This window comes from Microbacterium sp. KU4F (assembly GCF_056868075.1).
Genome location: NZ_CP200324.1, coordinates 1,439,381 through 1,465,042, shown reverse-complemented (window position 1 = coordinate 1,465,042; position 25,662 = coordinate 1,439,381). Strand labels below are relative to the sequence as shown.

The 25,662-nt window shown below is 70.4% G+C and carries 20 protein-coding genes and 1 pseudogene; 17 read left to right on the top strand and 4 right to left on the bottom strand.

The genetic code is table 11. The features are described from left to right. Window positions 1-2 precede the first annotated feature (2 nt). Window positions 3-323, top strand: coding sequence for a hypothetical protein (locus AC1VNH_RS07410; protein WP_483110643.1), 321 nt, complete (start codon window positions 3-5; stop codon window positions 321-323). After that, entirely contained in the window at window positions 323-499 is a 177-nt protein-coding gene (locus AC1VNH_RS07405; RefSeq protein ID WP_483110642.1) for a hypothetical protein, read from the top strand. Before AC1VNH_RS07410 ends, AC1VNH_RS07405 begins: the two co-directional genes overlap by 1 nt. A 92-nt stretch (window positions 500-591) precedes the next feature. Here AC1VNH_RS07405 and AC1VNH_RS07400 read toward each other — a convergent pair whose 3' ends face one another. Continuing rightward, window positions 592-1,791 (bottom strand): pyridoxal phosphate-dependent aminotransferase, encoded by a 1,200-nt coding sequence (locus AC1VNH_RS07400; protein WP_483110640.1) that lies wholly within the window; start codon window positions 1,789-1,791, stop codon window positions 592-594. A gap of 72 nt (window positions 1,792-1,863) precedes the next feature. Here AC1VNH_RS07400 and AC1VNH_RS07395 point away from each other — a divergent pair, with 72 nt between their 5' ends. Then, entirely contained in the window at window positions 1,864-2,655 is a 792-nt protein-coding gene (locus AC1VNH_RS07395; RefSeq protein WP_483110639.1) for a coenzyme F420-0:L-glutamate ligase, read from the top strand. A 129-nt stretch (window positions 2,656-2,784) separates the two neighbouring features. Further along, window positions 2,785-3,792 carry a hypothetical protein gene (locus AC1VNH_RS07390; protein WP_483110638.1) on the top strand — a complete coding sequence of 336 codons (1,008 nt, stop codon included), beginning with the start codon at window positions 2,785-2,787 and terminating at the stop codon, window positions 3,790-3,792. 170 nt (window positions 3,793-3,962) lie between these two features. Here the strand turns inward: AC1VNH_RS07390 and aceB are convergent, their stop codons facing one another. Next, the gene (gene aceB, locus AC1VNH_RS07385) at window positions 3,963-5,657 is read right to left on the bottom strand and encodes a malate synthase A (protein ID WP_483110637.1); all 1,695 of its coding nucleotides are present in this window, start codon (window positions 5,655-5,657) and stop codon (window positions 3,963-3,965) included. Window positions 5,658-5,696: 39 nt separating this feature from the next. Further along, entirely contained in the window at window positions 5,697-7,013 is a 1,317-nt protein-coding gene (gene aceA, locus AC1VNH_RS07380) for an isocitrate lyase (RefSeq protein ID WP_483110635.1), read from the bottom strand. Between the two features lie 136 nt (window positions 7,014-7,149). Between aceA and AC1VNH_RS07375 the strand changes: the two genes are divergently transcribed. The 8 genes and pseudogenes from AC1VNH_RS07375 (at window position 7,150) to AC1VNH_RS07340 (ending at window position 17,397) form a co-directional block, all read left to right on the top strand. Then, window positions 7,150-8,607: a helix-turn-helix domain-containing protein gene (locus AC1VNH_RS07375; RefSeq protein WP_483110634.1), complete on the top strand. Its 1,458-nt coding sequence runs from the start codon at window positions 7,150-7,152 to the stop codon at window positions 8,605-8,607. A 304-nt stretch (window positions 8,608-8,911) separates the two neighbouring features. After that, window positions 8,912-10,492 (top strand): glucoamylase family protein, encoded by a 1,581-nt coding sequence (locus AC1VNH_RS07370; protein WP_483110632.1) that lies wholly within the window; start codon window positions 8,912-8,914, stop codon window positions 10,490-10,492. 13 nt (window positions 10,493-10,505) lie between these two features. Beyond that, window positions 10,506-11,153 (top strand): TetR/AcrR family transcriptional regulator, encoded by a 648-nt coding sequence (locus AC1VNH_RS07365; protein WP_483110631.1) that lies wholly within the window; start codon window positions 10,506-10,508, stop codon window positions 11,151-11,153. Between the two features lie 101 nt (window positions 11,154-11,254). Next, on the top strand, window positions 11,255-12,517 hold the full coding sequence (locus AC1VNH_RS07360; RefSeq protein ID WP_483110630.1) for an extracellular solute-binding protein: 1,263 nt from the start codon (window positions 11,255-11,257) through the stop codon (window positions 12,515-12,517). A 4-nt stretch (window positions 12,518-12,521) separates the two neighbouring features. Next, window positions 12,522-13,472 carry a carbohydrate ABC transporter permease gene (locus AC1VNH_RS07355; protein ID WP_483110629.1) on the top strand — a complete coding sequence of 317 codons (951 nt, stop codon included), beginning with the start codon at window positions 12,522-12,524 and terminating at the stop codon, window positions 13,470-13,472. Between the two features lie 26 nt (window positions 13,473-13,498). Beyond that, a pseudogene (locus tag AC1VNH_RS07350) lies at window positions 13,499-14,339 on the top strand (carbohydrate ABC transporter permease). Between the two features lie 32 nt (window positions 14,340-14,371). After that, window positions 14,372-16,216: a glycoside hydrolase family 3 protein gene (locus AC1VNH_RS07345; protein WP_483110628.1), complete on the top strand. Its 1,845-nt coding sequence runs from the start codon at window positions 14,372-14,374 to the stop codon at window positions 16,214-16,216. Between the two features lie 38 nt (window positions 16,217-16,254). Next, on the top strand, window positions 16,255-17,397 hold the full coding sequence (locus AC1VNH_RS07340; protein WP_483110627.1) for a LacI family DNA-binding transcriptional regulator: 1,143 nt from the start codon (window positions 16,255-16,257) through the stop codon (window positions 17,395-17,397). A 38-nt stretch (window positions 17,398-17,435) separates the two neighbouring features. On the opposite strand, the gene AC1VNH_RS07335 is transcribed toward AC1VNH_RS07340, so the two are convergent. Continuing rightward, window positions 17,436-18,794, bottom strand: coding sequence for a helix-turn-helix domain-containing protein (locus AC1VNH_RS07335; RefSeq protein WP_483110626.1), 1,359 nt, complete (start codon window positions 18,792-18,794; stop codon window positions 17,436-17,438). Window positions 18,795-19,048: 254 nt separating this feature from the next. Here AC1VNH_RS07335 and gabT point away from each other — a divergent pair, with 254 nt between their 5' ends. The 5 genes from gabT to AC1VNH_RS07310 are packed head-to-tail and all read left to right on the top strand — an operon-like array spanning window position 19,049 to window position 25,623. After that, window positions 19,049-20,404: a 4-aminobutyrate--2-oxoglutarate transaminase gene (gene gabT / locus AC1VNH_RS07330; RefSeq protein ID WP_483110625.1), complete on the top strand. Its 1,356-nt coding sequence runs from the start codon at window positions 19,049-19,051 to the stop codon at window positions 20,402-20,404. Window positions 20,405-20,436: 32 nt separating this feature from the next. Beyond that, window positions 20,437-21,798: a flavin monoamine oxidase family protein gene (locus tag AC1VNH_RS07325; protein ID WP_483110623.1), complete on the top strand. Its 1,362-nt coding sequence runs from the start codon at window positions 20,437-20,439 to the stop codon at window positions 21,796-21,798. Further along, complete coding sequence (locus AC1VNH_RS07320) at window positions 21,798-22,679, top strand: universal stress protein (protein WP_483110622.1); 882 nt, start codon at window positions 21,798-21,800, stop codon at window positions 22,677-22,679. The genes AC1VNH_RS07325 and AC1VNH_RS07320 overlap by 1 nt, the downstream gene beginning before the upstream one ends. Next, window positions 22,676-24,223 (top strand): APC family permease, encoded by a 1,548-nt coding sequence (locus AC1VNH_RS07315; RefSeq protein ID WP_483110620.1) that lies wholly within the window; start codon window positions 22,676-22,678, stop codon window positions 24,221-24,223. The genes AC1VNH_RS07320 and AC1VNH_RS07315 overlap by 4 nt, the downstream gene beginning before the upstream one ends. A gap of 32 nt (window positions 24,224-24,255) precedes the next feature. Beyond that, the gene (locus AC1VNH_RS07310) at window positions 24,256-25,623 is read left to right on the top strand and encodes an NAD-dependent succinate-semialdehyde dehydrogenase (protein WP_483110619.1); all 1,368 of its coding nucleotides are present in this window, start codon (window positions 24,256-24,258) and stop codon (window positions 25,621-25,623) included. Window positions 25,624-25,662 lie beyond the last annotated feature (39 nt).

The window sequence follows — 25,662 nt, the reverse complement described above, 5'->3', positions numbered from 1 at the left end:
ACATGAGCGACGTGCTGGGGTGGGGGACCATCGTCCTCGTGCTGAGCGTCCCCGTGCTCTTCGTACTCGTGAGCGTCTCCACCCATCGCCGCCAGCGATCGGACGGTGCGGATGCGGGCTCGTCGGGCGGGCTGCTCGGATTCGACGAGCTCTTCCACCCGTCCGCGCACGAGGCGCGGCTCGTGTGGGAGGCGGAGCAGGAGATCCCGATCCCCGCGCCCACGCCCGACAAGGGGCACGGCGTGATCGAGGGTGGCTCACGCATCACGATCGAGGTACCGACGGACTCCTCGCCCGACGCCGCCCGGGTCAGCCGCGACTGATGCCTCAGGACCTCTGGGCGAAGCTGGGTTCGTTCGCCGGACGGCTGCGGACCGAGGGACTGCTCGGCTGGGCTGATGAGCTCGAGGACGTCACGCGCTACGCGAGCACCGGCTCGGAGGCTCTGATGGGCGCCCGATGGGTGCTCACGCGATCGATGCCCCCGAGGCCGAGATGACCGCATCCACCCGAGAGACCGCTCGCGGTCTGATCGCTGAGTTGACGGAAGCCCTCGGACGCAGCTGAGAACGCTCCGTCTGGGGCTCTGCGTCAGGCGAACAGGCGCTGCAGGCGCTGCACGCCCTCGAGCAGGGCGTCGTCGCCGAGCGCGTACGAGAGGCGCAGGTAGCCGGACGGGCCGAACGCTTCTCCGGGAACCACGGCGACCTCGGCCTTCTCGAGGATGAGGTCGGCGAGCTCCAACGTCGTGGTCGGGGTGACGCCGCCCCATTCGCGGTCCAGCAGGCCGCGCACGTCGGGGTAGACGTAGAACGCGCCGAGCGGGTTGGGAACCGTGACGCCGTCGATCTTCGACAGCTCGTCGACGATGAGGCGGCGGCGACGGTCGAACGCGACCCGCATCGCCTCGGCCTCGTCCTGCGGGCCCGTGAGGGCGGCGAGGGCGGCGCGCTGCGCGATGTTGTTCACGTTGCTCGTCAGGTGCGACTGCAGGTTCGCGGCGACCTTGATCGCGTCGGCCGGGCCCACCATCCAGCCCACACGCCAACCGGTCATCGCGTACGTCTTCGCGACGCCGTTGACGAGGATCGTCTGGCCGGCCAGCTCCGGCACGGCCTCGACGATGGACACCGCGCGGGCGCCTTCGTAGACGAGGTTCTGGTAGATCTCGTCGGTGATGACCCAGATGCCGTGCGCGAGGGCCCACTCGCCGATCGCGCGCGTCTCTTCCGGCGTGTAGACGCTGCCGGTGGGGTTGGACGGCGAGACGAACACGAGCACGGTGGTGCGTTCGGTACGGGCGGCCTCGAGCTGGTCGACCGTGACCTTGTAGTCCTGGTCGGCGCCGGCGAACACCTCGACGGGCACGCCGTCGGCGAGGCGGATGGTCTCGGGGTAGGTCGTCCAATACGGCGCCGGCAGCAGGACCTCGTCGCCCGGGTTCACGACGGCCTGGAACGCCTGATAGACCGACTGCTTGCCGCCGTTGGTCACGATGATCTGCGACGGCGAGACCTCGAGGCCGGAGTCGCGCAGCGTCTTCGCGGCGATCGCCTCGCGCAGCGCGGGAAGACCCACGGCGGGCGTGTAGCGGAAGTTCGCCGGGTCCTTCAGCGCCTCCGCGGCCGCATCCACGATGAACTGCGGCGTCGGGAAGTCGGGCTCGCCCGCGGCATAGGAGATGACGGGGCGTCCGGCGGCCTGCAGGGCCTTCGCCTTCGCATCGACCTTGAGGGTCGCGGATTCGGCGATGGCGGAGAGCTTGCGGGAGACGGGAGCGCGTTCGGTCACCCTCCGAGCCTAGCGGGGGAGCGCCTGCCGCAGCAGGGCCGAAGGCCCGGGCGGGTGTGGAAACATGATCGGGTGAGCGCACCCCGCATGCAGGTCTGGGCCCTCGACGGTATCGCTGAGGTGGTCGCAGGCGACGACCTCGCCACGATCATCGGAGACGCGCTCGCGGCGGATGCGGACGGCATCGCCGACGGTGACATCCTCGTCGTGACCTCCAAGATCGTCTCGAAGGCGGAGGGGCGCCAGCTGGCCGCATCCGATCGTGAGGACGCGATCACGGCGGAGACCGTGCGGGTCGTCGCGGTTCGCGGCACCACCCGGATCGTGGAGAACCGGCTCGGCGTCGTGGGAGCCGCGGCCGGCGTCGACGCCTCGAACACTCCCGAGGGCACGATCCTGCTGCTGCCGGTCGATCCGGACGCGTCGGCTCGCGCGCTCTGTGCCGCGCTGCGGGAGCGCTTCGGGGTGCGACTGGGCATCGTCGTGAGCGACACTCTGGGCCGCGCATGGCGCATCGGACAGACCGACATCGCGATCGGTGCGGCGGGGATGCGGGTCGTCGACGATCTGCGCGGCGGGACCGACGCGCAGGGGCGGCCGCTCGTGGTGACGGTGCCCGTCGTCGCCGATGAGATCGCGTCGGCGGGGGATCTCGTCAAGGGCAAGGCGACGGGACGTCCCGTGGCGGTGGTTCGCGGGCTGTCGCGCTACGTCACAGACGAGGTCGGCACTCCCGGCGCGCGGACCCTGCCCCGCACGGGCGAGCACGACATGTTCCGTCTCGGCACCGACGAGGCGATCGCGATGGGGCGCCAGGTCGGCTACGCCGACGGGTTCGCCGCCGGGCGCGCGTCACGCGACTGAGCCCGAACTCCTGCAGAACGGGCGTTCGCCGCGGGGCGGCCGGCTGATCGGGCGATGTGCAGGAGTTCAGGCGCCGATCGTTAGCGCTTCGTTGCGCGAGGCCGCGTGCCGCATCCGTAGCGTGGAGGGATGCGGAAGACGGGGGCCTTCATCGCGGTGCTGCTGGCGGCGGTGCTCACCGGGTGCGCGGGCGCGCTGCCGTTCGTGCCGGGCGAGCCGCGTGGCGACGCGGTGCCGATTGATGAGCTGCGCTGCGGCGACGGGTTCGGCGGAGTGGATCCGGATGTGGTCGCAGGCGCCGTACCCGACGGCTTCGAGCCCGTGGCGCTCCACCGCTGCGACGGGTTCACGACCCAGACGGATGCCGAGGGCACATGGTCGGGGTCGCGCGTCGAACGGTTCGAGGGTGATCTGAGCGAGCTGCTCGCGGCCCTCGCCGAGCCGAATGCGGCACCCGGCTTAGACTGCCCGGCGTCGATGTGGATCGGTCCGGAGCTGTGGCTGGAGGGTGCCGACGGCCGATTCATCCGCGTGCCGTATCCGTCGGACGGCTGCGCGCAGCCGCGACTGGACGTCCTGGAGCGCATCGAGGCCGCCGTGTCGCGGCTCAGCCTCGTCGAGGAGCGGTTCCAGCGCAGCAGCCTCATCGAGTCCGCCGAGGCGACGGCCGCCGGCTGCGCATCGACGGCGAGTCTCCTGGTGGTAGCCCAGACGCTTCCGCGCGCGGACATCGACCACGATCGGGTCCTTCCCGAGGCCGGCGCGACGGCCGTCCCCGTGCCGCTGCCCCCGCTACCCTCCGCCGACGAGGTGACCGGGATGCGGGTCTGTCGATACGCCCCGGCGTCGCTTCCCGCCGACGGCGCTGTGGTGAGCATCCAGGGGGTACTCCCGTACGCGGGTGTCGACGACCTCGACCGGGAGGGGGCCGCGCGAGCGCTCGCCCTCATCGGCGAGGCGGGTCCCGCGGGGACGTGCGAGGTGGAGGCCACATCCACGGTGGTCCTGCATCCGCTGCCGATGGCACCGGGAGGCCCGACGGCGACCGTGGAACTCGACGGGTGCGGGCGTCTCGTGGGTCCGGATCTGCGGGCCGCTGTCGCTCCGGACGAGCTGCTCGCCCTCCTCGCCCCCTGACGTCCGCGGCTCCCCGCGGGTGGTGCGGATGCTGCCGCGGTCCGAACTCCTGCAGAACACCGTGTTCGCCCGCAGCGAGGCGCATTTCGTGCGCCTTCTGCAGGAGTTCGGGCACGCAGAATCCCCGGCCGCCCCGCAGGGAGCGAAGCGACCGGGGATTGCGGGGCGGATCAGCGTTCCACGAGGAACCGGGAGTACGCGCCGAGCGTCAGGAACGACGGGAACTCCGCGCCCAGGGCGACGTCGCGGAACACCTCGGCCGCGTCGTCGAACCGGTCGCCGTCGCGCCGTTCCACCTCGCCGAGCACCTGTGCGATCAGACCCTCGATGTACTCGCGGGTGATGCGGGTGCCGTCCTCGGTCGAGCGGTCCTGGTGGATCCACTGCCAGACCTGAGAGCGGCTGATCTCGGCGGTCGCCGCATCCTCCATCAGGTTGTCGATCGCGACGGCGCCGAGTCCGCGGAGCCACGCCTCCATGTAACGGATGGCGACCGAGACGTTCCCGTGCACCCCCGCGGCCGTGATCGGGCGCCCGATGTGCACGTCGATCAGCTGGGCGGCGGTCACCTCGACGTCGTCACGCTGGCGGTCCAGCTGGTTCGGCCGGTCGCCGAGCACGGCGTCGAACTCCGCACGGGCCACGGGGATCAGGTCCGGATGTGCGACCCACGTGCCGTCGAAGCCGTCGCCGGCCTCGCGCTTCTTGTCGGCGGCGACCTTCTCGAAGGCGCGCTCGGTGACCTCGGGGTCGCGCCGGTTGGGGATGAAGGCGCTCATGCCGCCGATGGCGAAGGCTCCGCGCTTGTGGCACGTCTTCACCAGGAGCTCGGTGTAGGCGCGCATGAACGGCACCGTCATCGTGACCTCGCTGCGGTCGGGGAGCACGAAACGCGCCCCGCGGCCGCGGTAGTTCTTGATGATCGAGAAGATGTAGTCCCAGCGTCCGGCGTTGAGCCCCGCGCAGTGGTCGCGCAGTTCGTAGAGGATCTCCTCCATCTCGAACGCGGCGGGCAGCGTCTCGATCAGCACGGTCGCGCGGATCGTGCCGTGTGCGAGACCCAGCCGTCGCTCGGTGAAGCTGAAGACGTCGTCCCACAGCTTCGCCTCTTCGCTCGACTCGAGCTTCGCGATGTAGAAGTAGGGCCCGGCGCCGTTCTCGATCAGCCGGTGCGCGTTGTGGAACGCGTAGAGGCCGAAGTCGACGAGCGAGCCGGATGCTGCCAGCGTGCGGCCCGAGCGATCGGTGAACCCGAGGTGCTCCTCGACGAGGTGCCAGCCGCGCGGGCGCATCACGATCGTCGGGGTCTCGGTCGCCGTGACCTCGTAGCGCTTGCCCTCGCCGCTCGTGAACGACAGCTGCCCGCGGATCGCGTCGAACAGCGACAGCTGCCCCTCGATCACGTTGCGCCAGGTGGGGCTCGTGGCATCCTCCTGGTCGGCCAGCCACACCTTCGCGCCCGAGTTGAGGGCATTGATCGTCATCTTCGGGTCGGTCGGACCGGTGATCTCCACCCGGCGGTCCTCGAGTCCGGGGCCGGCGCCGGCGACGCGCCATGACGCATCGTCGCGGATGCGGGCCGTGTCGTCGCGGAAACGGGGGTCGTGCCCGTTGCCGATCTCGTAACGGCGCCGCATCCGGTCCGCGAGCCGGTCGTGCCGGCGCCCGGCGAAGCGGTCGTGCAGCTCGGCCAGGAAGCCGAGCGCGTCGGGGGTGAGGATCTCGTCGTACCGCGCGCGGAGCGGGCCGCGCACCTCGATCGTCGGTGTGTGGGGCCCGGTGGCGATCGGGCCGGTGCCGGGGTGGCGTTCGTCGCCGCGGATGCGGGTGCTTTCGGGCGCGAAGCCCGTTGCGGTGGGGGTCATGGCACTGCCTTTCGAAGGCGGGAGGAAACAGAAGAAGGGTCAGTGGAACTGGGCGGTCTCGGTGGAGCCGGCCAGTGCCAACGTCGCGCTGTCGGGGTTGAGCGCGGTCGAGACGTGGTCGAAGTAGCCGGTGCCCGCCTCGCGCTGGTGGCGGGTGGCGGTGTAGCCGCGCGCCTCGGCGGCGAACTCGGCCTCCTGCAGCTCGACGTAGGCGCTCATGGCGCGCTCGGCGTAGCCGGCGGCGAGGTCGAACATCGCGTAGTTGACGGCGTGGAATCCGGCCAGGGTGATGAACTGGAACTTGTAGCCGAGGTTCGCGAGGTCCTGCTGGAACGTCGCGATCTGCTCGTCGCTCAGGTGTCGCTTCCAGTTGAAGCTGGGCGAGCAGTTGTAGGCCAGGAGCTTGCCGGGGTAGCGCTCGTGGACGGCCGCGGCGAACGCGCGGGCGAGCTCGATGTCGGGCTCACCGGTCTCGACCCAGATGAGGTCGGCGTACGGCGCGAAGGCGAGGCCGCGGCTGATGACCGCGTCGATGCCGGGTCGCACCCGATAGAAGCCCTCGGACGTGCGCTCACCGGTCGTGAACTCCTGGTCGCGCGGGTCGACGTCGCTCGTGAGCAGGTCGGCGGCGAGAGCATCGGTGCGGGCGATGATGACCGTCGGCACGCCCGCCACATCCGCCGCCAGGCGCGCGGCGTTGAGGGTGCGGATGTGCTGCTGCGTGGGAACGAGCACCTTGCCCCCGAGGTGGCCGCACTTCTTCTCGCTGGCCAGCTGGTCCTCCCAGTGGATGCCGGCGGCACCGGCCGAGATGAGCGACTGCGCGAGCTCGTAGGCGTTGAGCGGGCCGCCGAAGCCGGCCTCGGCATCGGCGACGATGGGGGCGAGCCAGTCCTGCGTGATCTCGCCCTCGGCGTGCTCGATCTGGTCCTGGCGGATGAGCGCGTTGTTGATGCGGCGCACGACCGCGGGCACGGAGTTCGCGGGGTAGAGGCTCTGGTCGGGGTAGGTCTGGCCGGCGAGGTTGCCGTCGGCCGCGACCTGCCATCCCGACAGGTAGATGGCCTTCAGCCCCGCGCGCACCTGCTGCACGGCCTGTCCGCCGGTGTAGGCGCCGAGCGCGCGGATGTAGTCCTCCGTGTGCAGGAGGTTCCAGAGGTTCTCCGCACCGCGGCGGGCGAGCGTGTTCTCCTCGCGCACCGAGCCGCGCAGGCGAATGACGTCCTCGGCCGAGTAGGTGCGCTCGACGCCGTCCCAGCGGGGATCCGTGTTCCAGATCTCCTGCAGCTCGGCGGCGGTCTGCGTCATGTCACCCGCGCGCAGCGGGCCCTGGGCGAAGGGGGCGGTGCTGGTCATGTCGGTCTCCTGTGATCGAAGGGACGGTCGTCGTCCCGAGGCGTGTGACCACTGTGGGTGAAGATCAAGGCCGGAAACGGAGGTTTCCGGGGAGAAGATTGCTCGTTCTTCTGTTCTTGTGACACAATCCCGATCCATGACGATCGAAGAAGATCCGATGACCGACGACGCCGACGCCCTGACGATCGGGCGCCGCATCCGCCAGCTGCGCACCGCGCAGGGCATGACCCTCGACGCGCTCGCCGCCGCGGTCGACCGTGCGCCCAGCCAGCTGTCCATGATCGAGAACGGCAAGCGCGAGCCTCGGCTCACGATCCTGCGAGCGATCGCGAAGGCGCTCGGCACGACCGTCGATGCGCTGCTGGAGGCCGAGCCGCTCGATGAGCGCGCCGCGATGGAGATCGCGCTGCAGCGGGCGATGAAGGGTCAGACGTTCCAGGCGCTCGGGATCGACGCGTTCCGCATCGGCAAGACCGTGCCCGACGAGGCGCTCCGGGCGATGCTCGCCCTGCACGGCGAGATCGATCGCCTGCGCGACGAGCGCTCCGCCACGCCCGAAGAGGCGCGACGGGCGAACGTCGAACTGCGCGATCTCATGCGGGAGCAGAACAACTACTTCGCCGAGCTCGAGACCGAGGCCCGGGCGATCCTGGATGCGGTGGCCCACCCCGGCGGCCCGCTCACCCAGCGATCGGCGAGCGACATCGCCGCGCACCTGGGCTTCACGCTGCACTACGTGCCCGACCTGCCCCAGACGACCCGCAGCGTCGCCGACCTCAAACACGGGCGTCTCTACCTCTCGAGCCGGGTCGCCGCGAAGGGCGATGCGCGCACGGCGGTGCTGCAGGCGCTGTCCAGCCGCATCCTCGGGCACCGGGAGCCCACGAGCTACGCCGAGTTCCTGCGCCAGCGGGTCGAGACCAACTACCTCACGGGCGCCCTGCTCGTCCCCGAGTCCCACGTGGTGCCGGTGCTCACCGATGCCAAGGCCGACCGGGCGATCTCGATCGAGGATCTGCGCGATCTCTACTCCGTGTCCTACGAGACGGCCGCGCACCGCTTCACGAACCTCGCCACGGTGCACCTCGGCATCCCGGTGCACTTCCTCAAGGTGCACGAGTCGGGCACCATCACGAAGGCGTACGAGAACGACGACGTGAATTTCCCGGCCGACCGGCTGGGCGCGATCGAGGGGCAGATGTGCTGCCGGCGGTGGACGAGTCGCGTGGTCTTCGACGTCGACGACCGCTTCAACCCCTACTACCAGTACACCGACACCGGTAACGGCACCTACTGGTGCACCGCCCGCGTCGAGTACTCGAGCGAGGGCGCGCACTCGATCAGCGTGGGTGTCCGCTTCGAGGACACGAAGTGGTTCCTGGGGCGAGACACCGCCAACCGCGGGGTCTCGCGGCACTCGGTCGAGGTGTGCTGCCGACGCGCGCCGGCCGAGCTCGAGAGCGCGTGGCGGGAGAACTCCTGGCCGAACGTCCGCACGCCCCGCACCCTGCTCGCGACCCTGCCCACCGGGGCCTTCCCCGGGGTCGACACGACCGAGGTCTACGAGTTCCTCGAGGCGCACGCGCCCAGCTGAGCCACGCGGAGATCGCCGACCTGTCGCTCGTATTGGCGCCGGCGGGTGCGACGTTCCGCGATGAGCTCGAGCACACCTCACGGGCGGTGCACGCCGTGTTCGGCGAGGTGCTCGTGGATGCCGACGCCGCCGAGCTAGGGGAGCGGTCTCCCCGCATCCGGGCTCAGGTGCTCGAGATCCTCTCCGAGAACCTCGCCGACCGCGGCCGCCCTGCGCCAGCCGGGACCTTGAATGAAAACCGATCACGTGTAAGGGTTTGGGGACACGGTTCCCCCCGGAGCCGCTTTCGATGAGGAGAGCGACGATGAGAAAGACCACCCGTTTCGTGCTGGCCGCCGCATCCGCTGCGGTGCTGGCGGTGACGACCGCGACGCCCGCGCTGGCGGATGCGGTGCCCGCAGGCCACGGCCATGGCCACGGCCACGACAACAGCGAGACCCGCACGTTGGAGCGCTACGCCGCCGACACCTGGGCATCGCTGGTGGCGATGACCGACCCTGACACCGGTCTGCCGTCGGACAACATCGACGGCGCGCTGCAGACGGCGGGCGCCTACACCTCGCCGACGAACATCGGCGGCTACCTGTGGTCGACGGTGACCGCTCGCGACATCGGGCTGATCGATCGGCGGGAGGCCCGCGATCGGATGCGGACGACCCTCGACACGCTGGACCACCTCGAGCGCAACGATGCCAGCGGCATGTTCTACAACTGGTACGACCCGGCGACCGGCGCGAAGCTCACGACCTGGCCCGATTCGGGCGACCCCGTCGAGCCCTTCCTGTCGACGGTCGACAACGGCTGGCTCGCCGCATCCCTGCGCATCGTGCGCGAGGCGGAGCCGAGTCTGGCGCGCCAGGCGGACGCCCTCTACCGGTCGATGGACTTCGGCGCCTTCTTCGACCCGGCGGGAGCGGCGGGTCTGCCGGCGGGCACGAACCGCGGCGGCTTCTGGGACTCGGCACCCACGGGCTGCAGCGTCGAAGCGCCCATGTACAACGGCTCCGGTGAGACCGCGTACTACACCTGTCACCACTACGACACCACGGTGAGCGAGAGCCGCATCGCGACGTACCTGGGCATCGCGAACGGGCAGATTCCGCCGACCGCGCTCTACGGTACCCACCGCACGATGCCGCCGGGCTGCGACTGGGCCTGGCAGGAGCAGCTGCCCACCGGCACCACACGCACCTACTCCGGCGTCGACGTCTGGGAGGGCGTCTACTCCTACGACGGCATGAGCTTCGTGCCCAGCTGGGGCGGCAGCATGTTCGAGGCGCTCATGCCCGATCTGCTGATCCCCGAGACCGAGTGGGGCGAGCGCTCGTGGGCGCTGAACCACCCCATCACGGTCGCTGTCCAGGAGCGCCACGGTGAGGACGCGGGCTACGGCTACTGGGGCTTCTCGCCCGCTAGCGATCCGTTCGGCGGATACGCGGAGTACGGCGTAGACCTCGCGGGGATGCGTTCGGACGGCTACACCTCCGACCGCGAGAAGACGGACGTCGACGTCGACCGGCCCGGTTGCTCGATGGGCGCCAACCCCGCCCCGCAGTTCGGTGACGGCGTGGTCACCCCGCACGCCAGTTTCCTCGCCCTGCCCTACGATCGCGATGGGGCCCTGGAGAACCTCTCGCGCATCGAGAACGACCTCGGTGCCTACGGTCCCGGCGGCTTCTACGATGCGGTCGCGGTGCACAGCGGCACGATCGCCGAGCGCTACCTCTCGCTGGACCAGTCGATGATCATGGCCGCCATCGGCAACGAGTTGACCGGCGATAGCCTCAAGGACTACGTCGTGGATCGCGACATGGAGCGCACGCTCCGCCCCGCGATGCAGGCACAGGTGTTCAGCTCGAGCTGGGGCGAGTCGGGCGGTCGATGACGAGAGGGATGCGGTGAGCACACCCGATGAGGCGACCGGGGAGGAGGCGGTCCACGACGCCGTCTCCTCCCCGCCCCGCGGCAAGCGCGGCAGCTACGCGAAGGGGCAGGCTCGTCGTCAGCAGATCGTCGAGGAGGCCCTCGTCGTGTTCGCCCGCAGTGGCTTCGACGCGGGGTCGCTGCGGGCCATCGCCCGGGGCGTGGGGATGACCCCCGCAGGCGTGCTCCACCACTTCTCGAGCAAGGAGGAGCTGTTCGTCGAGGTCCTCCGCCAGCGCGACGAGCGCATCCGAGCGGCCGTCGGTGACCCCGCCGAGCACAGACTCATCGAGCAGAGCGCGGATGTGGTCGCCCACAACCAGGGCGCGCCGCGCGGCCTCTCCGCGCTCTACACGACCGTCGCCGCGGACGCGATCGATCCCGCCCACCCCGCGCACGGAGAGTTCGTCGAGCGCTATCGCGACTCGGCCGCATCCGCCGAGCGCATCATCGCCGCGGGGCAGGCCGCGGGCGAGATCCGCGCCGATGTCGATCCCGCTCGCGCCGGCAGGCTCATCAGCGCGGTGATGGACGGGCTCCAGCAGCAGTTCCTACTGGATGAGGAGGTCGACATGGTCGCCCTCTTCGACGAGTTCGTCCGCGGCTATCTCCGCCCGCTCTGACCTCGCCGTCCACAGGCCCCGTCGATGGGGGTTGCGCGTTCTTAAGCGCTTAAGTACCGTAGTTACGACGCCATCAGGTGTGTCTCGTTCAAGGAGGAACCATGAAACATGTTCGGCTCGGCGCCGTCGCGCTGCTCGCCGTCGCCGCCCTCAGCCTGGCGGGATGCGGACGAGCGGATGATGCGGGAACAGCGGCCCAGGAAGCGACGACCATCGGGAGCGAGCCCGCGGCGGGCAAGATCACGATGTGGGCGATGGGTACCGAAGGGGAGGCTCTTCCCGACTTCGTCAAGACGTTCGAAGAGGCCAACCCCGGCGTCGAGGTCGACGTCACAGCGATCCCGTGGGACTCCGCGTACAGCAAGTTCCAGACCGCGATCGCGAGCGGCAACACCCCCGACATCGCCATGATGGGCTCGACCTGGATGGCGGACTTCGCCGACGCGTTCCAGACCGTTCCCACCGATCTCGACACCTCCGGCGCCTTCGATGGCGCCGTCGAATCCACCAAGGTGGGCGATCGTGCCGCGGGTGTGCCGTGGTACGTCGACACGCGCGTGCTCTACTACCGCACCGACATGGCCGAGCAGGCGGGGTGGACGAGCGCGCCCACCACGTGGGACGAGCTCAGTCAGATGGCCGCTGACCTGAAGTCCAAGGCGGGAGCGGAGTACGGCATCCGCCTGCCCGCAGGTAACGACTCCTTCCAGGGCACACTCTGGATGCCCTGGTCCAACGGGGCCTCGCTCGAAGACGGCTCGACGTGGACGCTCGACACCCCCGAGATGGTCGAGGCGTACGAGTACTACCAGAGCTTCTTCACGGAGGGTCTCGCCAACCCGTCCGCCGATCGCTCCTCCGGCGCACAGGAGGCCGACTTCGTGGCCGGTCGCACGCCGATGCTCATCGACGGCCCCTTCATGATCGGCTCGCTCGAAAAGCTCGGCGGTGCGGACTTCTCGTCGAAGTTCACGACGGCGGTGCTTCCGACGAAGGAATCCTCCACCTCGTTCAGCGGCGGTTCGAACCTCGTCGTGTTCGACGGCTCCGACAACGCCGGCTCCGCCTGGAAGCTCGCGAAGTGGCTGACCGAGCCCGAGACGCAGGCCCGCTGGTACGACCAGACCGGTGACCTGCCCGCCGTCCAGGCGGCGTGGCAGGACGATGCGCTGGCCTCGCAGCCGACGCTCGCGGCCTTCGGTACCCAGCTCGAGACCGCGAAGTCCGTCCCGGCGACGACGACGTGGGTCAAGGTGGCCGCGGCAGGAGACGCCGTGCTCGAGAAGGTGCGTCTGGGAACCATGACCCCCGCCGACGCGATGAAGGAGCTTCAGAGCAAGGCCGACGCGGTGGGGCTGGACTGATCCCATGACGCAGACATCACTGGCCGCGACCGGGGCGGCGCTGGCCGGCTCCGGTCGCGCCGGCGGTGGCCGCCGCTCGAGCCGTCGCCGGCGTCAGGGCCTGATCGCGTGGGGCTTCGCTCTCCCGTTCGTCCTCGTCTTCGCCGCCTTCATGGTCGTGCCGATCGTCGGCTCGTTCGCGATGTCGTTCACCGACTTCCGCGCGCAGGACATCCGCTCGCCCTTCGCGGTCAACTTCGTCGGCCTCAACCAGTACCTGGCCGTGCTGGGAGACCTCACCTTCCTCAAGTCGGCGGGCGTCACCGCGACCTTCGTCGTGATCGGCATCCCCGTCACGATGGCGGTGGCGCTCGCGCTGGCTCTGGCACTCAACTCGGGCGGTGGGCGGATCGTCGCCTTCCTCCGGGTCGGGTTCTACGCGCCCGTGGTCACGAGCATCGTCGCGGTCTCGGTCGTGTGGCGGTACATCCTCCAGCCCGAGGGGCTGCTCAACGCCGCCCTCGCCGTGGTGGGCGTCCAGGGGCCCGACTGGCTCAACGACACCACCTGGGCCCTGCCCTCGCTCATCGCGATGGCGGTCTGGCGCAACGTCGGAACGCTCATGGTGATCTTCCTCGCCGGGCTCCAGGCCATCCCGACCGACGTCAAGGAGGCGGCTGTCATGGACGGGGCGTCCGCCTGGCGCCGCCTCACCGCGATCACCCTGCCGCTGCTGCGTCCGACGCTGCTGCTGGGCGCTGTTCTCATCTCGGTCGGCTTCCTGCAGTTCTTCGAGGAGGCCTTCGTGATGACGCAGGGCGGACCGCTCGACTCGACGCTGTCGGTCGCCTACTACACGTTCAAGCAGTTCGGCTTCGGCGAGTACGGCACCGCATCCGCCGCCAGCTACATCCTGTTCCTCGCGATCGCGCTCGTGAGCCTCGTGCAGTTCCGACTGCTGCGCTCGAAGGACTGAAGGAGGAGATCATGACATCGACGACGATGGCCTCCCGCCGCGCCCGTCGCGCGCTCACCGGGCGCGCGCTCACCTACACCGTGCTGATTGCGGGCCTGATCGTCTGGGTCCTCCCGTTCGTGTGGATGCTGCTGGGCTCGGTCAAGACGCAGAGCGAGATCCTGCAGCGCCCGCCGACCTGGCTGCCGCAGCAGGTCACGTGGGACAACTTCGCCCAGTGGTTCGGGCCCCTCGACATCGGCCGGTTCTTCACGAACAGCGTGGTCGTGGCGCTGCTGACCGTGCTCGGCAACCTCGTCTTCTGCTCGATGGTGGGCTACGCGCTGGCGAAGATGGACTTCCCCGGCAAGAAGGTGCTGTTCGCCGTCGTGCTCATCACGCTGATGGTGCCGGGCATCGTGACCTTCGTGCCGCTGTTCGTGATGGTGTCCTCGTTCGGGCTCACCAGCAGTTACGCCGCGCTGATCCTGCCGTTCGTCACGACACCCCTGGGCGTGTTCCTCATGCGGCAGTTCATGCTGGGCATCCCCGACGAGCTGCTCGAGGCGGCGCGGATCGACGGCGCGGGAGAAGCTGCGCATCTTCGCCCGCGTGGTGATGCCGCTGTGCGGGCCGCCGCTGGCGACGCTCGGCATCCTCACCTTCCTCGCATCCTGGAACAACTTCCTGTGGCCGCTCGTGGCCGCCCAGAGCGAGGACATGTACACCCTTCCCGTCGCCATCTCGCTCTATGCGACGGGGCAGAACGCGACCGACTACGGACTCCTGCTCGCGGGCTCCGTGCTGGTGATCGCCCCGATCATCCTCCTGTTCGTGTTCCTGCAGCGCTACTTCATCCAGGGCGTCGCGACGACGGGACTCAAGTGAGCACCGTCGACACGCACCCCAGAAAGGCCCCCATGTCCGCGACCTTCTCGACCGCCCCCGACGGCACCCGCTACCGCGACCTGAACGGCAACGGCGTGATGGACCCGTACGAGGATCCGCGCCTGTCGCCCGAGGAGCGCACCGAGGACCTGCTGGGCCGGCTGAGTCTCGAGGAGAAGTGCGGGCTCATGTTCCAGACCGTCATCGAGGTCGGTGAGAACGGCGAGCTGCTGGAGCACCCGGGACGCATCTCCAAGTCGCCGACCACGACCGTCGTGCGCGAGAAGCACATGACCCACTTCAACGTGCACGCCATCCGCACCGCGCGGCAGGCGGCCACGTGGAACAACGCGCTCCAGGCGCTCGCGGAGAAGACGCCGCACGGCATCCCCGTGACCATCAGCACCGATCCGCGGCACGCGTTCGTGGAGAATACGGGGGTGGCCTTCTCGGCCGGCCCGTTCTCGCAGTGGCCGGAGGGACTGGGCCTCGCCGCCATCGATGACGTCGAGACCGTGCGCGCCTTCGCCGACATCGCCCGCCAGGAGTACGTGGCCGTCGGCATCCGCGCCGCGCTGCATCCGCAGATCGACCTCGCGACAGAACCGCGGTGGGGCCGGCAGGCGCAGACGCTGGGTCAGGATGCGCAGCGCGTCGCCGAGTTCACCGCCGCCTACCTGGAGGGCTTCCAGGGCGAGCAGCTGGGGCCGGACAGCGTGGCGTGCACGACGAAGCACTTCCCGGGAGGCGGTCCGCAGAAGGACGGCGAGGACGCCCACTTCCCGTACGGCCGCGAGCAGGTCTACCCGGGCGGCATGTTCGAGTACCACCTCGAGCCGTTCCGTGAGGCGATCCGACGCGGGACGGCGGGGATGATGCCGTACTACGGGATGCCGGTGGGTCTCGAGCGCGACGGAGAGCCGATCGAGGAGGTCGGGTTCGGCTACAACCGGCAGATCGTGACCGACCTGCTGCGCGGCGAGCTCGGATACGACGGCGTCGTCGTGACCGACTGGGAGCTCGTGAACGACAACCACGTCGGCGACCAGGTGCTGCCCGCTCGGGCGTGGGGCGTCGAGACGCTCACCCCGATCGAGCGCATGGCGAAGATCCTGGATGCGGGCGCCGACCAGTTCGGCGGCGAGGAGTGCGTCGAGCTGCTGCTGGAGCTTGTGTACTCGGGTCGCGTCAGCGAGGAGCGGATCGACGAGTCGGCGCGGCGCCTGCTGCGGGTCAAGTTCGCGCTCGGCCTCTTCGACGACCCCTACGTCGACGTGGATGAGGCCGAGCGGATCGTCGGCAACGCCGAGTTCCGCGCGGCGGGCGAGCGCGCGCAGGCCCGCTCGCTGACCGTCCTGCTCAACCGCGACGGCGCCGCGGGCCCGGTCCTTCCGCTGAAACCGGTCGGGGCGCTGTACGTCGAGGGGTTCGCCGACACGGACGTCGCCGAGCTCGGTCCGACCGTCGCCGACCCCGCATCCGCCGATCTTGCGATCGTGCGGATCAAGGCGCCGTTCGATGCGCGCGACGACCTGTTCCTGGAGGCGTGGTTCCATCAGGGTTCGCTGGACTTCCCGCCGGGACTGGTCTACCGCCTCCAGCAGATCGGGCGGCAGTGCCCGCTGGTGCTGGTGGTCACGATCGACCGTCCCGCCATCCTCACGCCGCTCGTGGCGGATGCGGCGGCGATCGTGGTCGACTACGGCAGCTCGCCCGCGGCGGTGATCGACGCACTGACCGGCCGCGTCGCGCCCGAGGGGCGGCTTCCCGTCGAGCTTCCGCGTTCCATGGCCGCCGTTCGGGCGTCGAGGGAGGATGTACCGTCGGATACCGGGGATCCGCTGTTCCCGGTGCGTCACGGGCTGCGACTCGCCTAGGGCGCCCACGGCCTGTCGCAGGGAAGGATGTCGCACGCGTGAGTGAACGCCCGCGGACGCGCCGCACCACCGTCTACGACGTCGCCCAGGAGGCGGGTGTGTCCATCGCCTCCGTCTCGTTCGCGTTCCGCCGCCCCGAGCAGCTCAGCGAGGCGACGCGCGAGCGTGTCCTGGACGCGGCCAGGCGGCTCGGCTACGCGCCGAGCGCGTCGGCGCGAGGGCTTGCGCGCGGGCGCACCGGCATCCTGGGTCTGCATGCGTTCGACCTGATGCTCGAGCGGGCACACGAACCGGAGGCGCGGGCGCGGGCGCTGCGCGATCTGCACAGCCCCGACCTCGAAGGCCCGCGGATCATCCCGTGGGGCGAGACCGACGATGAGCTGCTCGCCGACCCGCGGGCGTTCCCTCTGTACGTCGACGAGGTGCAGCGTGGATTCGCCCTGGAGTGCTGGGTGATGGGCAGGCCCGTCATGCTCAGCAGCGGCTCCGACAGCGATGTGTCGGTGGCGGACACGGCGGGGCGGGTGGACGGGCTCGCGATCTTCCCGTCGGAGGGCTCCGCGGCGGTGCTCTCGCGGTTCTCCTCCTCGATACCGATCGTGCTCTTCTCCGCGGCGCCCGCTGCCGACGGGCACCACCGTGTGCGCGTCGACAACACGCAGGGGATGCGCGAGATGATGACGCATCTGCTCGTCGTGCACGGCGTGCGCTCGTTCGCGTTCGTCGGACGATTGGACTCCTGGGACGGCCAGGAGCGCTTCGCCCAGTACCGGGAGAGCCTCGTTCAGGCGGGGATCGCGCCCGAGAACGAGCCGGTCGACGCCACCGTGCGCGGTCCCGACCGGATGGCCGAGCACCTGCACGCGCTCGCCGCGGCGGGACGGATGCCGCGAGCGCTCGTGTGCTCCACGGACCAGAACGCGCTGGCGGCCATGGATGTGGTGCGCGAGCTGGGCCTGCACGTTCCGGAGGACGTCATCGTCACCGGGTTCGACGGCATTCTCGCAGGCCGCCTGAGCGCGCCGGCGCTCACCACCGTGCGTCAGCCGATGGAGGCGATGGGGCGGGCGGCCGCCCGCATCCTCGCGGGCACCGCTGGTCCGCTCCCCGAGGACGGTTCGCCCTTCGATGCCGTCTTCGCCCCGGCGCTCGTCGTGCGCGCCAGCTGCGGCTGCGGCTGAGCGGGCCGCCCCACCAGCTCGCCGAGGGATGCGGCCGGTCAGTCCAGGGCGCGGAGGGCGAGCCAGAGCTGGGCGCGCACCGCGAAGGAGGACAGGTCCACGCCGAGCACGCGCTCGGTGAGGGCGAGACGAGCCCGCACGGTGTGTCGATGCACCCCGAGCGCCCGAGCGGCGGCCTCGTGCGCCGTATCCGCGGCGAGCCATGCGTCGAGGGTGGCGACAAGCGCCGTCGCGTGTTGAGCGTCGTGGCGCAGCAGCGGCTCCAGCTCCGCGCGGGCGATCGCGCCGATGCGCTCGTCGTCGAGGACGGAGAGCAGACCCCCGCGCACCTCGGCGAAGGCTGCGACCGATCCCGCCGAAGCCCGCTCCCGGGCGACGCGCGCCTGCGAGAGGGCGGCGGGGACCGTGTCCAATGTCGCGGGAGCCGAGACGCCCACCCGCACGCCCTGCTTCGCGGCGAGTTCGGCGAACACGGCGTCTCCCACGAGCGCCGCCAGCAGCAGCCCGTCGTCGACGCGTCCGAAGAACAGGGAGCCGCCCCGGGCGGCGACGGCGCTCTCCAGCCACTGCAGGACGTCCTCGCGACGGGCGGCCTCGGCATCCGTCAGCGCGATCGCGATCGCGCCCGTGCCGAGCGGGCCCCACAGGGGCTTGGACACGCGCCGCACGAGGGTGCTCTCGCCGGCCAGCAACGCCTCCGCCAAGCCGGCCCGGAGCGCGGCCGTGGCCTGCGCGAGGGTCTGGCGCTGCTCGAGCGCGAGCCCCGCCATCGCGACGGCCGTCGTCACGACCCCGCGCGCCTCGCGGTCGAACACCTCGGCCGATACGGCGATCGCGCCGCGCAGACGCCCGCCGCGTCCGAGGGTCTGCACGTGGAACGGCGTGGAACCGATGTGCAGCGAGGATCCCGCCCGTGCGCCGCGGCGAAGCAGCGCGGACACCTCGGCGCTGAGGCCGTCGCGCGTGCCCGCATCCAGGGACGCGGCCGGATGCTCGTGCGTCAGCGCCCCGGCGGCGTCGAACATGCCGACCCAGCCGCCCAACTGCCGCGCGAGTTCGTCCAGGGTCGCGGCGAGTCCGTCCGCACGCAACGCCGCCAGCGAAAGCGCGCGTCCCGCGGCGAGCGCCCAACTGCGCCGCGCGTACTCCTCGGCGGCGATCGCCTGCGCGTTGGCGCGCGCGACGGCGATGAAGGGAGTGCGATAGGGCACCTCGAACAGCGGCAGCCCGTGGACGCGGCAGGCCGCATCCAATCCGCGGGGGATGCCCTCGCGCACCACCTCGGTGCCGAACCCGAGCGCGGTGATGCCGCGCCCCCGGAGCCTCGCGACGTAGGCGTCGAAGTCGGGCGAATCGTCGTCGGCGCCGAGGAACTGCGTGCCGGTCGTCAGCAGCACGAGCCCCTCCGCCAGGAAGGGGGTCGGATCGGCGAGATCGGAGCTTGTGCACGCCGTGCACCCGCGTCGCCAACGTCGCGGCATCGAGCTCGCCCGCCGCGCGCAGGTCCAGATCTCGACGGGCGAGAAGGGAGCCGAGGGTGGGGCTGTCGGACGGCGGCGCACTCATGTTGTACATCGTGGCGCATCTCGGGCGCGCACGTGTACGGGCAGGCGAGTGCAGCGCGCGTGGCGTTCGCCCTACGCTCGCCGCCATGAGCATCGCCGACGTCATCACCGCGCCTCTGGGCGGACCCTCGTTGCCGCAGGAGCGGCGCCTCGTCACGGCCATCCCCGGACCGCGCTCGCAGGAGCTCCTCGCACGCAAGGCCGCGGCGGTTCCGGCGGGGGTCGGCCACACCGTGCCCATCCAGGCGGTGGCCGCGGGCGGCGGCGTGGTCGTGGACGCCGACGGTAACTCGCTCATCGACCTCGGCTCCGGCATCGCCGTCACCTCGGTCGGCAATGCGCATCCCGGCGTCGTGGCGGCCGTGCAGGCGCAGGCCGCGCAGTTCACGCACACCTGCTTCATGATCTCGCCCTACGACTCGTACGTCGCCGTCGCCGAGGCCCTGAACCGGCTCACCCCGGGCGATCACGAGAAGCGCACCGCGCTGTTCAACTCCGGCGCCGAAGCCGTGGAGAACGCCGTCAAGATAGCCCGCAAGTACACCGGCAAGCCCGCCGTCGTCGCGTTCGACCACGGTTACCACGGCCGCACGAACCTCACGATGGCCCTCACCGCGAAGGCGATGCCGTACAAGAGCGGCTTCGGGCCCTTCGCCGGCGAGATCTACCGCGCCCCGCTGTCCTACCCCTTCCGTGACGGTCTGAGCGGAGCGGATGCGGCGGCGCGCGCGATCTCGATGATCGAGAAGCAGGTCGGCGCCGACAACCTCGCGGCGCTCGTCATCGAGCCCATCCAGGGCGAGGGCGGCTTCATCGTCCCGGCCGACGGTTTCCTCCCTGCCCTCGTCGACTGGTGTCGCCAGAACCGCGTGGTCTTCATCGCGGACGAGGTGCAGACGGGCTTTGCCCGCACGGGAGAGATGTTCGCGAGCGACGGGTTCGGCATCGTGCCCGACCTCGTCACGACCGCCAAGGGCCTCGCGGGCGGACTGCCGCTCGCCGCGGTCACGGGACGCGCGGAGATCATGGACGCCTCGCACCCCGGCGGGCTCGGCGGCACCTACGGCGGCAACCCGATCGCCTGTGCGGCGGCCCTCGCGGCGATCGACGCGTACGAGCACGAGGGCCTCGTCGAGCGAGCCCGCGAGATCGGTGCCCTTCTCACCGCCCGCCTCGAGGAGCTGCAGCAGGCCGACCCTCGCGTCGGCGACGTCCGCGGACGAGGCGCGATGGTCGCGGTCGAGTTCGTCGACCCGGCGACGGGAGCTCCGGATGCGGCGCTCGCCGCCGCGGTGGCGAAGGCCGCCATCGCCGAGGGCGTCATCCTGCTGACCTGCGGCACCTACGGCAACGTGATCCGGTTCCTGCCGCCCCTGTCGATCGACGACCGCCTGCTCGGCGAGGGACTCGACGTCCTCGCCGCATCCCTCGCCGCCGTCTGAGTCGCAACACCCGAGCACCACGAAGGAGTGAGATGAGCACCACCGAGATCATCAGAGACGTCGTCGTCATCGGCGCCGGAGCCGCGGGGCTCACCGCCGCGAACGACCTCCGCAAGGCCGGTCTGTCCGTCGCCGTCCTCGAGGCGCGCGATCGCGTCGGCGGGCGGCTGTGGACCGACACGATCGAGGGCGCGATGCTCGAGATCGGCGGCCAGTGGATCTCACCCGACCAGCAGGCGCTCATCGACACGGTCGCAGAGCTGGGCCTGTCCACCTTCTCGCGCTACCGCGAGGGAGACAGCGTCTACGTCGGCCCCGACGGCACGGTGACCCGCTTCACGGGAGACGTCTTCCCGGTGGCCCCGGCAACGGCCGCCGAGATCGAACGCATCACCGTCGACCTGGATGCGATGGTCGCCGAGATCGACCCCGACCGGCCGTGGGCGCACCCGAAGGCGGCCGAGTGGGACACCATCTCGTGGGACGGCTGGCTGCGTTCGCAGACCGACGACGACGAGGCGGTGCGCAACCTCGCCTTCGCCACCGGCTCGGCGATGCTCACCAAGCCGACGCACGCCTTCTCGCTCCTGCAGTCGCTCTTGATGGCAGCCAGCGCCGGCAGCTACTCGCACCTCGTCGACGCGGACTTCATCCTCGACAAGCGCGTCGTGGGCGGCCTCCAGCAGGTGCCGCTCCTGCTCGCGGAGCGCCTGGGGGAGGACGTCCTGCTGGACCAGCCGGTGCGCTCGCTCACTTGGGACCAGGACGGCGTCGTGGCAGAGGCCGCATCCGTCACGGTCCGCGCTCGGCGCGCCGTCCTCGCCCTCGCGCCCGTCCTGTACCCCCGCATCTCCTTCGTGCCGCCGCTGCCGCGCCTCCAGCAGCAGATGCACCAGCACATCTCGATGGGCTTCGTCATCAAGGTGCACGCCGTCTACGACCGTCCGTTCTGGCGGGAGCAGGGGCTGTCCGGGACGGCGTTCAGCCCCTACGAGCTCTCGCACGAGGCGTACGACAACACCAACCACGGCGACGAGCGCGGCACGCTGGTCGGATTCGTCTCCGACCGCAACGCCGACGATCTGTTCCGCCTGGACGCCGCCGAGCGCAAGGAACGCATCCTCGAGTCGCTCTCGCACTACTACGGCGCCGAGGCCAAGAACCCGATCGTGTACTACGAGAGCGACTGGGGCAGCGAGGAGTGGACGCGGGGCGCGTACGCCGCGAGCTTCGATCTGGGCGGCCTTCACCGCTACGGCGCCGATCTGCGCACGGCGGTCGGGCCCATCCACCTCGCCTGCAGCGACATGGCGGGCGCCGGCTACCAGCACGTCGACGGAGCGATCCGGATGGGGCACCGCGCCGCATCCGAGATCCTCGAGGAGCTGCGCTGATGACCGCGCCGGTGGTCGTCGGCTACACCGCGACGGATGCGGGCGCCGACGCGCTCGCCCTGGGGGCACGGCTCGCGGTCGCGACCGGGTCGGTGCTCGAGATCGTGATGGTCCTGCCGGGGGAGCGCTCCGTCATCACCCCGCCCGACGCGGGATACGACCGGCTCGTGCGCGAACGGGCGCGCCAGTGGTTGGCGCGGGCCTCCGAGACGCTGAAGGAGACCGTCGCCCACGGCCGTCACGTGCGCTACGGCGAGTCGTTCGCCGAGGGACTCATCGCGGCAGCCGCCGAGTTCGGCGCCGGCATGATCGTCGTCGGTGCCGCCAACGGCGGACTCCGCGGCCGCCACCGTCTCGGCACCGTCGCCAACGAACTCATGCACTCCTCCGATGTGCCGGTCGTGCTCGCGCCGGAGGGCGCGCGCGAGGTCGCCGCGTCCGTCGGCATTCAGCGGGTCACCGCGGCCATCGGCACCCGGCCGGGCGGTGATGTGCTCCTGGCCGAAGCGGCGAGCCTCGCCACCGCGTCGGGCGCGCCCCTGCGGCTGCTGTCGCTCGCGACGGTGGACCTCCCCGCCGGCGTCGACACCGGCGTCATCCGGCTCACCGAGGCGACGCACGCCGAAAAGGTGCTCGCCCAGGCGCGCGCGTCGCTCGGCGAAGGATCCGTCGCCGAGGTCGTCAGCGCGCAGGGCGCCGACATCGAGGATGCGGTGTCGCAGATCGAATGGCTCCCCGGCGAGATCGCCATGGTCGGCTCGAGCCGACTCGCGCAGCCGCGGCGGCTCTTCCTGGGCTCGACGGCGGCGAAGATGCTGCACGTGCTGCCCGTTCCCATGATCGTGGTGCCACGCACCCGCAACGCAGAAGGGGCTCGATGATGAGCGCACCCGAATCGCAGGCCGTCGCGGCCGAGACCGGCGGACTCTCCAAGAAGGGGCTCTCCGCGGGAACGGTGGGCCTGATCGGCGCGGTCGTCATCGGCATCTCCTGCATCGCGCCCGCCTACACGCTGACCGCAGCGCTCGGACCCACCGTCTCCGCGGTCGGTGTGCAGGTGCCGGCGATCATCCTGGTCGGCTTCATCCCGATGCTGCTGGTGGCGTTCGGCTACCGTGAGCTGAACCGGCGCATGCCCGACTCCGGCACGTCGTTCACCTGGGCCACGCGCGCCTTCGGCCCCTGGATCGGCTGGATGGCCGGATGGGGGCTGGTGGCCGCCACCATCCTCGTGCTCTCCAACCTCGCCGGAATCGCCGTCGACTTCCTGTTCCTGCTGATCGCCCAGGTCACCCAGAACCCCTCGATCGCCGACATCGCGGCGCAGCCGGGAGTCAACGTCCTCGTCTGCCTCGCGTTCATGGCGGCGGCCACCTTCGTCTCGTACCGCGATATGCAGACGACGCAGAAGCTGCAGTACGTGCTGGTCGGGTTCCAGGTGGTGGTCCTGGTCGTGTTCGCGGTCGCGGCGATCATCGAGACGATGAACGGCAACGGCTTCGATGCGACACCGTTCGACTGGTCATGGTTCGACCCGTTCGCCGTCTCGTCGTTCAGCTCCTTCGCTGCGGGTCTCTCCCTGTCGATCTTCATCTTCTGGGGGTGGGACGTCACCCTCACCATGAACGAGGAGACCAAGGATCCCGACAAGACGCCGGGTCGCGCGGCGACCATCACGGTCCTGGTGATCGTCGCGCTGTACCTGCTGCTCGCGGTCTCGCTCATCATGTTCGCCGGAGTCGGCACGGGGGAGTTCGGGCTCGGCAACCCCGACATCCAGGACAACGTGTTCTTCCACCTGTCAGGGCCGGTGCTGGGCCCGCTCGCGGCCCTCGTGTCGCTTGCGGTGCTCACCAGCTCCGCCTCGTCGCTGCAGTCGACGTTCGTGTCGCCGGCGCGCACGCTGCTGGCCATGGGGCACTACGGCGCCCTGCCGGAGCGCTTCGCCAAGGTGAGCCCCCGCTTCTTCACCCCGGGCTTCGCGACGATCGTCGCCTCCGTCGTCGCATCGGTGTTCTACGCCGTCATGCGCTTCGTCAGCGAGAACGTCCTGTGGGACACCATCACCGCCCTCGGCATGATGATCTGCTTCTACTACGGGCTCACGGCCTTCGCGTGCGTCTGGTACTTCCGCAAGCAGTGGTTCGACTCGGTGCGCGCCTTCGTGTTCACGTTCCTCTTCCCGCTCGTGGGCGGAGCCATCCTCGCGGTGCTGTTCGTGACGACCCTGGTCGACTCCATGGATCCCGATTACGGCTCGGGCTCGCAGATCTTCGGTCTCGGACTCGTGTTCGTGCTGGGCGTGACCGTCATCCTGCTGGGCGTCGTGATCATGATCTGGCAGGCGGTCAAGCGTCCCGACTTCTTCCGTGGGCGCACGCTGAGCCTGGATGCGCCCGAGAGCCTGCGCCGCCGTCGGCGGTGACGGCAGACTGAGACCACAACCAAGGAGGACGAATGAGCAGCGAATACGCGGTCGTGAACCCGGCCACCGGTGAGCAGCTGGCCACCTACCCCGCCCTCAGCGACACCGACGTCGAGCAGAAGCTCACTGCATCCGAGAGCGCCTACCGGCGGTGGCGCGAGATGCCGGTGGCCGAACGCGCCGCGCTCGTGCGGCGCGCCGCCGAGCTGCACCGGGAACGCCGTGACGAGCTGGCGGCCATCGCGGTGCGCGAGATGGGCAAGCCCCTGGCCGCGGCCCTGGGCGAGGTCGACTTCGCCGCCGACATCACCGAGTTCTACGCCGACCACGCCGAGCAGATCACCTCGGACCGCCCGATCGACATCCTCGGCGAGGGGTCGGCCGTCATCCGCCCGACGCCGCTCGGGGTGCTCCTGGGCATCATGCCGTGGAACTTCCCGTACTACCAGGTCGCCCGCTTCGCGGCGCCGAACCTGGTGCTGGGAAACACCATCCTGCTCAAGCACGCGCCGCAGTGCCCGGAGTCGTCCGCGGCGATCGAGGCGATCTACCGGGATGCGGGTCTGCCGGAGGGGGCGTACCTGAACCTCTACGCGAGCAACGAGCAGGCAGCCGCGATCATCGCCGATCCGCGGGTGCAGGGGGTGTCGGTCACCGGGTCGGAGCGCGCCGGCGCCGCCGTCGCGGAGATCGCCGGTCGCAACCTCAAGAAGGTCGCGCTGGAGCTCGGCGGATCGGACCCGTTCATCGTGTTCTCGACGCCCGACCTGGACGCCACGGTCGCCGCCGCCGTCGAGGCGCGTATGGACAACAACGGGCAGTCCTGCAACGCACCCAAGCGCTTCATCGTGGTCGACGAACTGTACGACGCCTTCCTCGAGAAGTTCACCGCCGCGATGGCCGAGACTCCCTTGGGCGACCCCTTCGCCGAGGAGACCCTGCTCGGGCCCCTTTCGTCTCTCGCCGCCGCCGAGCGGCTGGAGGCGCAGGTCGACACGGCCGTCGCGCAGGGTGCTCGGCTGGTGACCGGCGGCACCCGTGACGGCGCGTTCTACGCGCCCACGGTGCTCACAGACGTCACGCCCGAGATGGACGTGTATCGCGAGGAGCTCTTCGGGCCCGCCGGCGTCGTCTACCGCGTCCGGGATGAGGAGGACGCGGTGCGCGTGGCGAACGACACGAGCTTCGGGCTCGGCTCCTACGTGTACACGACCGATCCCGCACAGGCCGAGCGCGTGGCGGATCGGATCGAGGCCGGCATGGTCTATGTCAACTGCGTGCTGGCCGATTCTCCGGAGTTGCCGTTCGGCGGCGTCAAGCGCTCCGGCACGGGCCGGGAGATGGGCCTGCTGGCGGCGGACGAGTTCGTCAACAAGAAGCTCATCCGCATCGCCGACTGAGCGGTGACGAAGGTGGGGGCGAGTATCTCGCCCCCACCT

Bases quoted from the DNA above. Each gene is read 5' to 3' on its own strand.
- AC1VNH_RS07355 (WP_483110629.1), top strand. From the start codon at position 12,522: ATGACGCAGACATCACTGGCCGCGACCGGGGCGGCGCTGGCCGGCTCC.
- AC1VNH_RS07410 (WP_483110643.1), top strand. From the start codon at position 3: ATGAGCGACGTGCTGGGGTGGGGGACCATCGTCCTCGTGCTGAGCGTC.
- AC1VNH_RS07310 (WP_483110619.1), top strand. From the start codon at position 24,256: ATGAGCAGCGAATACGCGGTCGTGAACCCGGCCACCGGTGAGCAGCTG.
- AC1VNH_RS07345 (WP_483110628.1), top strand. From the start codon at position 14,372: ATGTCCGCGACCTTCTCGACCGCCCCCGACGGCACCCGCTACCGCGAC.
- AC1VNH_RS07325 (WP_483110623.1), top strand. From the start codon at position 20,437: ATGAGCACCACCGAGATCATCAGAGACGTCGTCGTCATCGGCGCCGGA.
- AC1VNH_RS07370 (WP_483110632.1), top strand. From the start codon at position 8,912: ATGAGAAAGACCACCCGTTTCGTGCTGGCCGCCGCATCCGCTGCGGTG.
- AC1VNH_RS07405 (WP_483110642.1), top strand. From the start codon at position 323: ATGCCTCAGGACCTCTGGGCGAAGCTGGGTTCGTTCGCCGGACGGCTG.
- AC1VNH_RS07320 (WP_483110622.1), top strand. From the start codon at position 21,798: ATGACCGCGCCGGTGGTCGTCGGCTACACCGCGACGGATGCGGGCGCC.
- AC1VNH_RS07360 (WP_483110630.1), top strand. From the start codon at position 11,255: ATGAAACATGTTCGGCTCGGCGCCGTCGCGCTGCTCGCCGTCGCCGCC.
- gabT (WP_483110625.1), top strand. From the start codon at position 19,049: ATGAGCATCGCCGACGTCATCACCGCGCCTCTGGGCGGACCCTCGTTG.
- AC1VNH_RS07375 (WP_483110634.1), top strand. From the start codon at position 7,150: ATGACGATCGAAGAAGATCCGATGACCGACGACGCCGACGCCCTGACG.
- AC1VNH_RS07315 (WP_483110620.1), top strand. From the start codon at position 22,676: ATGATGAGCGCACCCGAATCGCAGGCCGTCGCGGCCGAGACCGGCGGA.
- aceA (WP_483110635.1), bottom strand. From the start codon at position 7,013: ATGACCAGCACCGCCCCCTTCGCCCAGGGCCCGCTGCGCGCGGGTGAC.
- AC1VNH_RS07390 (WP_483110638.1), top strand. From the start codon at position 2,785: ATGCGGAAGACGGGGGCCTTCATCGCGGTGCTGCTGGCGGCGGTGCTC.
- aceB (WP_483110637.1), bottom strand. From the start codon at position 5,657: ATGACCCCCACCGCAACGGGCTTCGCGCCCGAAAGCACCCGCATCCGC.